This is a genomic window from Oleiphilus sp. HI0125, assembly GCF_001635355.1.
On record NZ_LWGF01000200.1, the window covers coordinates 20,921 to 32,587 of the forward strand.

Annotated in this window: 12 protein-coding genes; 8 read left to right on the plus strand and 4 right to left on the minus strand. The window is 44.3% G+C overall.

The window, feature by feature from the left end:
* Nucleotides 1-8 precede the first annotated feature (8 nt).
* The 3 genes from A3762_RS03120 to A3762_RS03130 all read right to left on the minus strand — a co-directional run bounded on the left by A3762_RS03120 (nucleotide 9) and on the right by A3762_RS03130 (nucleotide 3,215).
* Nucleotides 9-1,151 (minus strand): 4-phosphoerythronate dehydrogenase, encoded by a 1,143-nt coding sequence (locus A3762_RS03120; RefSeq protein WP_231876636.1) that lies wholly within the window; start codon nucleotides 1,149-1,151, stop codon nucleotides 9-11.
* A 32-nt stretch (nucleotides 1,152-1,183) separates the two neighbouring features.
* Nucleotides 1,184-2,560, minus strand: a complete 1,377-nt coding sequence (locus A3762_RS03125; protein ID WP_068476972.1) for a DEAD/DEAH box helicase — start codon at nucleotides 2,558-2,560, stop codon at nucleotides 1,184-1,186.
* A 70-nt stretch (nucleotides 2,561-2,630) separates the two neighbouring features.
* Nucleotides 2,631-3,215: an elongation factor P hydroxylase gene (locus A3762_RS03130; RefSeq protein ID WP_068473209.1), complete on the minus strand. Its 585-nt coding sequence runs from the start codon at nucleotides 3,213-3,215 to the stop codon at nucleotides 2,631-2,633.
* 149 nt (nucleotides 3,216-3,364) lie between these two features.
* On the opposite strand from A3762_RS03130, the gene dsbD reads away from it, so the two are divergent.
* Together dsbD and A3762_RS03140 are read left to right on the plus strand one after the other, a co-directional pair.
* A complete protein-coding gene (gene dsbD, locus A3762_RS03135) occupies nucleotides 3,365-5,239 on the plus strand; it encodes a protein-disulfide reductase DsbD (protein WP_068477147.1) in 1,875 nt (624 codons plus the stop codon).
* Nucleotides 5,236-6,102 (plus strand): DMT family transporter, encoded by an 867-nt coding sequence (locus tag A3762_RS03140; RefSeq protein ID WP_068476974.1) that lies wholly within the window; start codon nucleotides 5,236-5,238, stop codon nucleotides 6,100-6,102. Before dsbD ends, A3762_RS03140 begins: the two co-directional genes overlap by 4 nt.
* 21 nt (nucleotides 6,103-6,123) lie before the next feature.
* On the opposite strand, the gene tusA is transcribed toward A3762_RS03140, so the two are convergent.
* A complete protein-coding gene (gene tusA / locus A3762_RS03145) occupies nucleotides 6,124-6,351 on the minus strand; it encodes a sulfurtransferase TusA (RefSeq protein ID WP_068476977.1) in 228 nt (75 codons plus the stop codon).
* 63 nt (nucleotides 6,352-6,414) lie between these two features.
* Here tusA and A3762_RS03150 point away from each other — a divergent pair, with 63 nt between their 5' ends.
* The 6 genes from A3762_RS03150 (at nucleotide 6,415) to ccoG (ending at nucleotide 11,667) form a co-directional block, all read left to right on the plus strand.
* Nucleotides 6,415-6,702 carry an antibiotic biosynthesis monooxygenase gene (locus A3762_RS03150; RefSeq protein ID WP_068475457.1) on the plus strand — a complete coding sequence of 96 codons (288 nt, stop codon included), beginning with the start codon at nucleotides 6,415-6,417 and terminating at the stop codon, nucleotides 6,700-6,702.
* A 272-nt stretch (nucleotides 6,703-6,974) separates the two neighbouring features.
* Nucleotides 6,975-8,402, plus strand: coding sequence for a cytochrome-c oxidase, cbb3-type subunit I (gene ccoN / locus A3762_RS03155; RefSeq protein ID WP_068476979.1), 1,428 nt, complete (start codon nucleotides 6,975-6,977; stop codon nucleotides 8,400-8,402).
* A gap of 13 nt (nucleotides 8,403-8,415) precedes the next feature.
* Complete coding sequence (ccoO, locus tag A3762_RS03160) at nucleotides 8,416-9,021, plus strand: cytochrome-c oxidase, cbb3-type subunit II (RefSeq protein WP_068476981.1); 606 nt, start codon at nucleotides 8,416-8,418, stop codon at nucleotides 9,019-9,021.
* Between the two features lie 7 nt (nucleotides 9,022-9,028).
* Complete coding sequence (locus A3762_RS03165) at nucleotides 9,029-9,214, plus strand: CcoQ/FixQ family Cbb3-type cytochrome c oxidase assembly chaperone (RefSeq protein ID WP_068476983.1); 186 nt, start codon at nucleotides 9,029-9,031, stop codon at nucleotides 9,212-9,214.
* Complete coding sequence (gene ccoP / locus A3762_RS03170) at nucleotides 9,207-10,127, plus strand: cytochrome-c oxidase, cbb3-type subunit III (RefSeq protein ID WP_068476985.1); 921 nt, start codon at nucleotides 9,207-9,209, stop codon at nucleotides 10,125-10,127. Before A3762_RS03165 ends, ccoP begins: the two co-directional genes overlap by 8 nt.
* A gap of 88 nt (nucleotides 10,128-10,215) precedes the next feature.
* Complete coding sequence (gene ccoG, locus A3762_RS03175) at nucleotides 10,216-11,667, plus strand: cytochrome c oxidase accessory protein CcoG (RefSeq protein ID WP_068754045.1); 1,452 nt, start codon at nucleotides 10,216-10,218, stop codon at nucleotides 11,665-11,667.

Sequence of the window (11,667 nt, forward strand, 5' to 3'; positions counted from 1 at the left end):
AGAAAAATTTATTTGATATTGAACCCTAGACTTTTGAACTTCGAAAACAACTCAGAATCACCCTGTTTTAATTGAATTTTCACACCAGAAAACTCGCGACGACAACGGTAATTTTTTCTTAGAGCATCAAAGCCCTTGGTACGTTCAGGCTCAGTTCCTTGCAACACACGCATCAACTGCCCCGAATCATGACGGACATCGAAACAAGCTCGAATCGCCGTGTGTAGACACCAATTAGTATCAGCATTTGAAGTAAATGACATTCTCGATAAAGGCGGTTCTTCCAAGAACTGACCAAGGGAATGCCTAGTGGGTAGCCCTAATAAATGACAAACTGATTGATAGATACGCTCTGTTCCGGAGACTTTTCCGTCGAAACTATAACCTGCGATATGAGGTGTCCCTAAATACACCATCTTTGCTAATTCAACATCAATATTTGGCTCGTTTTCCCAAACGTCTAAGATCACCGTGGGCGGGTTATCTTGGCTTAGGCGCTTCTTCAATGCCGATTCACGAATCACTCCACCTCGAGCAGTATTGATCAACACTTGCGAGCCGTTCAAAACGTCTAACTGCGCCTCATCGATCATGTAACGCGTCGGATATTCGGCATGATCTGTCAAAGGCACATGAAGACTCACCACATCACATTCGAGCACTTCTTCTAAAGTATTGAAGCTTCGCGTATCAGAACTAACAAACGGGTCATAAACGCAGGTCTTAACGCCCAGTTTACGTAGTTTTTTATCAAGTAAACTACCGACATTTCCATAACCAACAATACCTACCGATGTATGCTCATAATCAACGTCATGCGTATCAGCAAGAATTGAAATACAACTCAATATGTATTCGACAACGGAGTTAGCATTTGCGCCGGGCGCACTCGCAAATCGAATATTATTGTTTGATAAGAAATCGGTATCGACATGGTCAATGCCCGCCGTGCACGAGCCGACGAATCGAACCTTGCTGCTGGCCAAGAGTTCTTCATTCACCGCAGTCACGGACCGCACTAAAAGAATATCGGCGTCCTTTAAATCTGCGTTTGTAATTTCTCGTCCAGGCATCGCCTGTAGTTGACCCAGGTCGCTAAAAAAGCGACCTAGAAGAGGAATATTTTCATCAGCGACGATCTTCAAAAGCACCTCAGTACTGGCCAAGATCAACCAGCAATGTATTAACTATTATTTTTATCGAGTAGATGTGCAGGATATTCGCAGTTTAACTTCATGCCAATATATTGTTCTAACTCAGGCAACAAAAATGCATCATCTTCGCAGGCAAAAGAGATAGAAACTCCTGTTTCGTTCGCGCGTCCAGTTCGGCCGATACGATGCACATAATCTTCAGGATCATCCGGAAGATTATAGTTAAATACATGACTCACGCCGTCAACATGAATACCGCGTCCTGCTACATCCGTAGCAACTAAAATCTCAATACTTCCGTTTTTAAACTGCTCGAGTGTTTTAATACGCTTATGCTGAGGAACCTCTCCAGACAGCAAAGCGGCTTTGATACCCTTCGCTTTTAGAGCAGCCTCTAAACGTCTTGTTTCATCGCGACGGTTACCAAAAATAATGGCGCGACGCACATCATTTTGATCGATGTATCGACAAATAATTTCTAGCTTCTCATCAGAAGAAACCATAAATATCTTCTGATCAACCTTTTCAGTCGTTAGCTGCTCTGCTTCAATTTCTATATGTATTGGATTGCGCGTCCAACGCTGACATAAATTCAAGACATCTTGATTAAACGTCGCACTAAACAACAAGGTTTGTCGACGATCAACCTTCGGACAACGACCAAGAATGCGCTTCACATCTGGAATAAAGCCCATATCGAGCATTCGATCCGCTTCATCAATCACTAATGTGTCGACTTGATCGAGATACAGATCACCGCTGTTAAGGAAATCAATAAGACGACCTGGCGTCGCCACCAAAATATCAATCACGTTGTTTCTGACAAAATCGCGTTGCTTTTGGTAATCAATGCCGCCTAAAACAGAGTAAATATTTAAACCGGCATATTTCGTCAGCGCCTTTGCATCTTTTTCAATTTGAAGGGCTAGCTCGCGCGTTGGAGCAAGAATAAGTGCACGTGGTTCACTCGCATATCGTTCTTCAGAAGGAATACGGCGCAGCATCAAATCGTTAATAATGGTGATTAAAAACGCCGCTGTCTTACCGGTACCAGTTTGTGCTTTACCAATAAAGTCATGGCCTTGAAGTGTGTACGGTAAAGATGCAGCTTGAATCTCACTACAATACTGATACTTCAAATCAGCAATTGCGTGCAGCAATTCATTCTCAAGATTTAAATCATGGAACCTCGTCTTGCCCTCAGCAGGGTCGACTTTATATTGGGAAGGGTTCCACGCTGGCTCAGGCGTTTTAGTCTTAGCACGTTGATTAGAGGAGCGTTGATTACTCTTAGGCTTACCTGTCTTTTGCGAGGCCTTTGCTTTAGATGAACTAGAGCGCGGTTTCTGCTGCGACTCTTGTTTATTTTCAGGGGAGGTTTTTGACTTAAAAAGGCCACCAAACATGCTTTAAAACGCCTACATAAAATAATTCAATAACACTGATCACGGGTGTGTGCCGTTCAATGGCCGAACACTATAACAGATCGCTTTCTACATAACTGCTTAAATTTAAATAGCAGGTCTGAGGTTTAAACACGGCATTTAGTGCTTCTGCGAATTTAGCCGCCCTATCAGGTAAGCCCTCCACGAGATACTTTATCGTTTGTTCTTGCACATCTGCTACGAAAGCACTGCTTGGCCGACATAAAGGGTCGTTCGCATTGTCTGCCGAAAGACGAAAACGAAATCCTGCTGCACAACATAAAATTCGCTCCAAGGCTTGAGGTTTTACCTCAACCCGCTCAAAGACAGATTGCTGCGCTTCATCGCGACCATCGGGCTCATACCAATAGCCATAATCTAATTGAGTACGCCGTTCTTTGCCGGCGATACACCAATGCGCGACCTCATGCATTACGCTGGCAGGATAGTCACTTCGAGAAAAAATGCGAGATTTAGCACTCACTGCAATACCTTCACCGCCCGAGAAACTCGCAGTCATTTGTGCGGGAACGTAATAAGGCTCAGAAGCCCCTATCACAACTACTGTATTTTCAGTTTCTTCGAATTGCCGATTGAAGATTTCACTGAAATTTTGTGCACTAACGCAGTCAATCATATGTCGTGGTTTACTAATAATTAGAGCCAGTTCTAATAAAGCGCGGTATCATAGCCGATTCTATTGCGCCTCTTAAGTTTCAATTGGAACCTTTTGCATTATTTGTGTTCGTATTGGCGTTGAATATTTTCTGGGAACATCAAGTGGTTATGATAAAAACAGCACGTCGCATACTCGACTCACACATTAAAGCTCGTTTATGGACTCTGTTACTCCTCTCTTTTTCAGTATTTTCTAGTGCTGCTAATGCTTCCTTCAATTTTGATTTAGATTCAGACGGCTTTGGCGCAAGCAATTCGCAATTTTTACCCGTTGACGAGGCATTTATTTTTGATGTTCAAGTGACATCTAAAGGGCTCAGAACATCTTGGAAAATTACCGAAGGCTATTATTTATACCAAAGCAAAATCGAGGTCAGCCTACTAGATTCCAACGCGACACTCGGCACACCTAATTTTTCAGACTCAGGGATTGAAGAGAACGACCCCTATTTCGGGATGACACGTGTTGTGTACAACGAACTTCAAATGGAATTACCAGTCACGCTCATTAGCGATGCTAAAGAAACGGAAATCAAAATCACTTACCAAGGCTGCGCTGTCGCTGGCCTATGCTATCCACCGCAAGCAAAGACAGTACTCTACTTTCCCGTAGAAAATGCACCGGCCCCAGTGCTCGAAGACATCGAAGCACAAATCAAGGCAAAATCACTAAGTTTAAGTACAGACGATGCTTCTTCGATATTCTCATTCATGCAGGAGAACTCTGCCTTAGCAACAGCAGCTATATTCTTTTTGCTTGGCCTCGGATTAACCTTTACGCCCTGCGTACTGCCGATGATTCCGATTATCACAACGATTGTGGCTGGCAATAATCAAAGCTCGCAAAAAAATTGGGGGCGCAATTTTAGTCTCGCATTGTCGTATGTCGCTGGCATGGCACTCACCTACGCAGCTTTCGGCCTAACAGTCGGCTTATTAGGTGCAAGCGCGAACCTTCAAGCAACAATGCAAAGCCCGATTGTTCTTATCTTTTTTGCGATTGTATTCATAGCACTCGCTGCGGCGATGTTTGGACTATATGAACTGCAACTCCCAGCTTTTCTTCGTGATCGACTACAGAACCAGAGCGCTAAACTGAGCGGCGGAAAAATAGCGAGTGTTTTCTTCATCGGCGCCCTATCTGCCCTACTGGTATCGCCATGCGTGTCTGCTCCCCTTGCCGGCGCTCTCATTTATATCAGTACAAGCAATGATGCTGGACTTGGTTTTGTGTCGCTATTTAGTTTAGGGCTTGGCATGGGCGTTCCGTTGATTATTGTGGCAGTAGGTGGTGCGCGTTTTATTCCGAAAGCAGGCGCTTGGATGAACTACAGCAAGTTTATCTTTGGCATGCTATTGCTTGGCGTTGCAGTTTGGCTAATCAACCGTCTCGTTCCAGGAAACATAGGTTTAGCACTCTGGGGCGTTCTTTCTGTCGGTGCCGCGATATACGTATTTACTCAAAGAACACACAAAATTCATACCCGCGCCATCAAATACACTTTGGGTTCGCTACTGTTGCTGATCGGTGCGCTCTGGCTATTTGGAGCAATTAAAGGATCGAATGATCCTATGCGACCGCTTACCAGTGCAGTTCTGAGTGAAAGTAAGCTCCCGTTTATCAAGGTCTACTCTTTAAAAGATCTTCAAAACGAGCTAGAAAATGCAAAACTTGCTGGCAAGCCTGCTTTTGTAGACATATATGCCGACTGGTGTATTAGCTGCATCATTATGGAAAGAGACGTCTTTCCGCAACAAGATATTGCCGACAAGCTTGGTCAGTTTTACCTCATCAAAGCAGACATGACTAAAAATGATGCAGGCAACATTGCATTGATGGAAAAATACGAAATATTTGGCCCGCCTTCTTATCTGTTTTTCGATACAAATCAAAACGAAATGAAGCAACTTAGAGTTGTTGGTGAAATTGGGAAGAAGCGTTTCCAAGAGCGATTAAATCGAGCTCTTGGAAATTCAGAATGAATTCGTCATTAGCACTACCCATCGCCGCAATTATTGGCGGTGAAATCTGTTTTGCCATCATGGGGGCGCTTATAAAATATATGAGCGCCGACCTGAGTACAGAAACCATTGTGTTTTTCCGCAACTCCCTCGCGCTCATTATCATCATCCCATTGATCATTCATCAGTTTGGCTTTACAGGTTTTAAAAGCCAGCAAATGCATCTGCACTTAGTGCGTGGTTTGATAGGTGTCAGTGCAATGAGCTGCTTCTTTTATATTTTGGGCCGCATGCACTTTACCGAGGCGATTCTTTTAAAACTGTGCACACCGTTTTTTATCCCATTGATCGCAGCATTGTGGCTAAAAGAAATAAGTTCTGCAGCAACTTGGTTTGCCATCATTCTTGGTTTCATAGGTGTGTGCATTATTAGTGAGCCTAAGCTTCAACAGAATATGTCAGCCACATTCGATGCGCTATCTCTGGTAGGAATTGGTTTGTTAGGTGCGTGTCTCGCGGCGTTGGCAAAAGTCACTATCCGTAAGATGGGCGGCGGAGAGCCCGCCTTGCGAACCGTGTTTTACTTCGGTTTGTTTGCGAGTTTAGCGTCGTTGCCGGTTGCGCTTCAGAACTGGTCAGAACCGTCTTTTAATCAGTTTACCTTGTTATTGACGCTTGCCGGAGTTGCCACATTAGGTCAATTACTCGTGACCTATGCCTACAAACGGGCAGAAGCCGGAAAAATAGGACAATACACCTACACGTCGCTGATCTTCACCGCTTACATTGGGTGGGCATTTTGGGGAGAGGCCATCACACTTGCAATATTCGTAGGTTCAGGATTTGTTGTCGCTGCGGGCCTTATCAACATGAAAGTGAAGTGATCACCCAACAATCAATTAACGTTATGCTTTTTGAATAAAATAGATAAAAGCTTTGTCTTCCTCGTGCTGCTCAAGCAGGGTGTGCCCTAAAAATCTGCAAAATTGAGGAATGTCTCGCGTAGTCGATGGATCTGTCGCGCGCACTTTTAATACTGCACCGCTTTCCATATCGGGCATTTTTTCATGCAGCAGCATGACCGGTTCCGGACACAATAATCCAGTAGCATCTAACTCTATATCACATTCCATATTCGTTTTTCTAAGCTATGATTTATACAGTGCATTTTAAACATTGATACAACGGAATAAAGTATGATTCGCGTAATAATTAATCGCTACATTGCTGAAACACTTGAAAAGAATTATGAAGATGCAGCACTTGAGGTGCTTGCAGCCTCAGTAAAAGCCCCCGGTTTTATCTCGGGAGAGTCCTTAAGTGATATCGAAAATCCTCGTCACCACGTCATTCTTTGCAAGTGGCGTAGTAAATTAGACTGGGATAAATGGTTCGAATCTTCCGAGCGAAAAGAAGCTATGTCTAAGCTTTCGCTGATGCTTGAAAGAGAAGAACACGTCACTCTTCTTGACTCCCGTCATTAAACCCCGCATCAGGGCTGAGGTTTCAGCTTTAGCCCTACAACTGTTCGCTTTTTGTTCATCTTTCTAAAGTTGAACTAAACTCTTGAGCGAAATCAATTTAGCGGCAGATTTGGTTGATTTTGCATAGTGCTACATTTATTCTTCGCGCCATCTAGGTTTTTGCCCTAGATCACAATGGCAAATAAACTAAGTGCTGATTTCCGACCAGCTTCTGAACGCTTTGATTCGAATTAAAGCAAGCCTCGAAAACGCAACTGAATGGATCTTCAATAATGAGCAACGAGATCAACCCAATCACTTACAACTATAAAGTTGTACGACAATTCGCCGTGATGACGGTGGTATGGGGAATTGTCGGCATGGCTGCAGGCGTATTTATCGCCGCTCAATTAGTTTGGCCGGAGTTAAACTTCGACAACCAATACTTGAGTTTTGGCCGTATTCGACCACTGCACACTAACGCGGTCATCTTCGCCTTTGGCGGTTCCGCATTGTTTGCAACATCGTTATACGTTGTACAGAGAACCTGTCAAGCACGTTTGATCTCAGACTCTCTCGCATCATTCGTATTCTGGGGCTGGCAAGCAGTTATTGTTGCAGCAGCAATAACTCTTCCAATGGGCTTCACTAGTACAAAAGAATATGCTGAGCTTGAATGGCCAATTGATATCTTAATTGCACTAGTATGGGTTTCTTACGCGATTTTATTCTTTGGCACTATCACTAAGCGCAAAACCAAACATATTTATGTTGCGAACTGGTTCTACGGTGGCTTCATCCTGACGGTTGCAGTACTCCATATCGGTAACAATTTGGCTATTCCAGTTACCTTTATGAAGTCGTACTCTATATACTCAGGCACAGTCGATGCAATGATGCAATGGTGGTACGGCCACAATGCAGTAGGTTTCTTCTTGACTGCAGGCTTTCTAGGAATAATGTATTACTTCGTTCCAAAACAAGCTGGACGACCTGTTTATTCTTACCGCTTATCTATTGTCCATTTTTGGGCCTTAATCTCGCTTTATGTTTGGGCTGGATCCCATCACCTTCACTACAGCGCACTTCCAGATTGGGCACAAACAGCCGGCATGGTTATGTCTCTTGTTCTTCTTGCTCCATCTTGGGGTGGCATGATCAATGGTATGATGACGCTATCTGGTGCTTGGGACAAACTACGAACTGACCCTATTCTACGCTTCCTTGTTGTATCACTTTCTTTCTACGGAATGTCGACATTTGAAGGTCCGATGATGGCGATTAAAACCGTGAATGCGCTATCACATAACACAGACTGGACTATTGGCCACGTTCACTCTGGAGCATTAGGCTGGGTAGCTATGATCTCGATCGGTGCAACATACCATCTAATCCCTCGCCTATTCGGTGTGAAAGAAATGTTCAGTATTTCATTGATCAACCTTCACTTCTGGCTAGCAACGGCTGGTACAGTTCTATATATCGCAGCGATGTGGGTTAACGGAATCATGCAAGGCTTAATGTGGCGTGCAGTCAATACCGATGGCACTCTCACTTATAGCTTTGTTGAATCTCTAGAAGCGAGCCATAATGGGTATGTCGTCAGATTAATCGGCGGAGCTATCTTCCTGTCAGGCATGCTTATTATGGCCCTTAATGTTTGGCTAACTATTAGACAAACAAGTGCTAAAGCACTCGACTCAGTGCCAGCACAAGCTTAAGGAGAGCGATAGAATGAACCATGAAATAATTGAGAAAAACCTTGGCCTAATGATCCCATTAATCATTGTCGCAATAAGCTTTGGTTTCTTAGTGGAAGTTGTACCTCTTTTCTTTAACAAGGATATGAAAACACCTGTCGAGGGACTTAAGCCTTATACTGCGGTACAACTAGAAGGTCGTGACATATATATCCGTGAAGGGTGCCATACTTGTCACACACAAATGATTCGTCCGTTCCGCGCAGAAACAGAGCGTTATGGCCATTACTCAGTAGCTGGTGAATTTGTTTACGACCACCCATTTTTATGGGGGTCAAAGCGTACGGGTCCTGACTTAGCGCGTGTAGGCGGTCGCTATAGTGATGATTGGCACCGAGCTCATATGTACAACCCTCGAAATGTTGTACCTGAGTCTAAGATGCCAGCTTACCCTTGGCTGTTCACCGCTAAAATCGATCATAAGACAACACCTAAAAAAATGGAGGCTCTCCGTAAAGTTGGCGTCCCATACACTGATGAAGACATTGCAGGAGCTTCAGATGCAGTAAAAGGTAAGACTGAAATTGAAGCGCTTGTTGCTTACCTTCAAAACCTCGGTACGTTGATTGGGAACAAGTAAGCAAATAATGGATATAAATACGCTAAGGGGACTTTCGACAATATTAGTGATGATCGTCTTCGCAGGAATATGTTGGTGGGCTTTTAGTAATTCAAAGAAGAAAGACTTTGAAGATGCTTCCAACCTCCCATTTGACGATGAAGATATCGCTGAACGAACGTTGCGCGAAAAAGAGAGAGATAATCATGACTAGTTTCTGGAGCTTTTGGGTTTCAATAATCAGTTTAGGATCAATTTTCGGCTGCTTGTGGTTGATATACGTAACACGTAAGAGCCAAACCACTGACACTGAGACTGATCAAACAGTAGGTCACGCTTTCGATGGGATCGAAGAGCTTGATAACCCGTTACCTAAGTGGTGGCTATACATGTTCGTTGCAACCTGTGTATTCGCCCTCGCATACTATGTCCTCTACCCAGGACTAGGTAACTACAAAGGAATGCTATCGATTGAACTAGAAGAAGGCAGTGTGCCTTGGACTCAGGTCAATCAGTGGCAAAAAGAAGTTGAAGATGCTGAAGCTAAATATGGCCCAATCTTCGAAGCTTACGGCGCGACTCCAATTGAAGAATTAGCGCAAGACGCAGAAGCAATGAAAGTTGGTCAACGCTTGTTTGCCAATAACTGTGCAGTTTGCCACGGTTCAGCAGCACGCGGCGGTATCGGCTTCCCTAACCTAACAGACGATGATTGGTTGTATGGCGGTTCAGCTGAAGCTATCAAAGCAACGCTAGTAAATGGCCGTATGGGCAACATGCCTGCTAGGGGTTTAAATCCCGACATGACCAATGCGCAAATCGATGACATGGTGCATTACCTGCTTGCATTTAGTGGTCGTAGTGATGACCAGGAAGCCGCAGAGCGTGGTGCAGCGATGTATCAAACTGCGTGTGCTGCATGCCATGGCCCTGATGCAAAAGGTAACCAAGCTATTGGCGCACCCAATCTAACTGACAATATTTGGTTATATGGTTCTACGCCTAAGCGTATGAAGCACACACTACTTTATGGTCGTGCTGGCGTAATGCCTGCTCAATCAGATCGTTTAAGCGAAGAGAAAATCCATCTTCTTACCGCTTACGTGATCAGTTTATCTCAAAAGTAAACGACACTCCTGAGCCCTTCTTTCGGAGGGCTCTACCATCAAAAAAGCCTATTTCGTCAGTATTTAACGCAACCAGTGAAGAGAGCGTATGTCGAATAAAATTCCAGTTAAAAACATAGAACCAGGCGCAGAAAAACTCGAAACTTATAGCAGCCCAACGGCACAAGACGGCGTCACAAAGACCGTCGAACTCTACGCCTCACGCAAAAAGATATACGTTAAGAAAATTACTGGTTTTTTCCACGGAATACGACGCTACACACTTTGGGCATTAATGCTCGCCTACTTCGCTATTTGCTGGATTTCCATTAACGGCCAACAGCTCGTACATTTCGATCTTCCAGAACGAAAATTCCATGTTTTCGGAATCACCTTTTGGCCTCAAGATTTCTTCTTACTGGCAGTCACGCTGATCATCTCTGCATTCGCACTATTTTTCGTGACGACTTTATTTGGTCGCCTTTGGTGTGGCTACACCTGTCCTCAAACCGCATGGACGTTTATCTTTATGTGGATTGAAGAAAAGGTAGAAGGCAGCAGAAATCAGCGCATGAAGCTAGATAAGTCCGACAACGACATCAGCAAGATCACCAAAAAAGGTATTAAACACCTTCTTTGGCTGTTGGTAGCATTCGGAACTGGCCTGACATTCGTGGGGTACTTTTACCCAATCAGAGAGCTTGTTCCTGACTTATTTACCTACTCTGCCAATGGCTGGGCAGTTTTCTGGATCGCATTCTTCACGCTCGCAACCTATATGAATGCAGGATGGTTACGAGAGCAGGTATGCCTTTACATGTGCCCTTATGCGCGTTTTCAGTCAGTGATGTATGACGACGATACACTTGCCGTAGCCTATGACGCTACGCGAGGAGATCCTCGCGGTAGCCGCAAGCGGAACTCAGATTACAAAGAACAGGGCCTTGGCGACTGTGTCGATTGCGGCATGTGTGTTCAAGTTTGTCCAACAGGCATAGACATAAGAGATGGCCTCCAATACGAGTGTATTGGCTGCGCACTCTGCATCGATGCTTGTGACTCCATCATGGAAAAAATGGAGTATCCGAAAGGGCTGATCAGTTATACCACTGAACACCGCTTACAAGGCAAAGAAAGTCATATATTGCGTCCTAAAGCGATCGCATATGGTGTATTGCTCATTATTATGACCGGCGCATTTTTCAACCATATTCTTGGACGAGTCCCCTTAGAGTTAGACGTTATTCGTGATAGAGGCTCGCTATTCCAACTAAATGGTCTTGGTCATATTGAAAACTCTTACACCCTTAAGATCGTCAATATGACGGACGAGACTCAGCGATTCGCGATTAAGGTCGATGGCATTCCTGAAGTTCGTCTCGCCACGCGATCAGAAATCACAGTGAAATCGGGTGAAGTGTATAGTTTGCCAACAATTGTTGAAGCAAAGCCATCACTACTCCCTAGTAGCAGTAACGAGATTAGTTTTACGGTAAACTCTCTCGATAACCCAGATCTAATAGCTCATTCCGAAAGCCGCTTCCTCGGCGCTCGCGAATGA

Coding starts and splice junctions, on each gene's coding strand:
- A3762_RS03125 (WP_068476972.1), bottom strand. CDS start 2,560: ATGTTTGGTGGCCTTTTTAAGTCAAAAACCTCCCCTGAAAATAAACAA.
- A3762_RS03130 (WP_068473209.1), bottom strand. CDS start 3,215: ATGATTGACTGCGTTAGTGCACAAAATTTCAGTGAAATCTTCAATCGG.
- dsbD (WP_068477147.1), top strand. CDS start 3,365: ATGATAAAAACAGCACGTCGCATACTCGACTCACACATTAAAGCTCGT.
- A3762_RS03140 (WP_068476974.1), top strand. CDS start 5,236: ATGAATTCGTCATTAGCACTACCCATCGCCGCAATTATTGGCGGTGAA.
- tusA (WP_068476977.1), bottom strand. CDS start 6,351: ATGGAATGTGATATAGAGTTAGATGCTACTGGATTATTGTGTCCGGAA.
- A3762_RS03150 (WP_068475457.1), top strand. CDS start 6,415: ATGATTCGCGTAATAATTAATCGCTACATTGCTGAAACACTTGAAAAG.
- ccoN (WP_068476979.1), top strand. CDS start 6,975: ATGAGCAACGAGATCAACCCAATCACTTACAACTATAAAGTTGTACGA.
- ccoO (WP_068476981.1), top strand. CDS start 8,416: ATGAACCATGAAATAATTGAGAAAAACCTTGGCCTAATGATCCCATTA.
- A3762_RS03165 (WP_068476983.1), top strand. CDS start 9,029: ATGGATATAAATACGCTAAGGGGACTTTCGACAATATTAGTGATGATC.
- ccoP (WP_068476985.1), top strand. CDS start 9,207: ATGACTAGTTTCTGGAGCTTTTGGGTTTCAATAATCAGTTTAGGATCA.
- ccoG (WP_068754045.1), top strand. CDS start 10,216: ATGTCGAATAAAATTCCAGTTAAAAACATAGAACCAGGCGCAGAAAAA.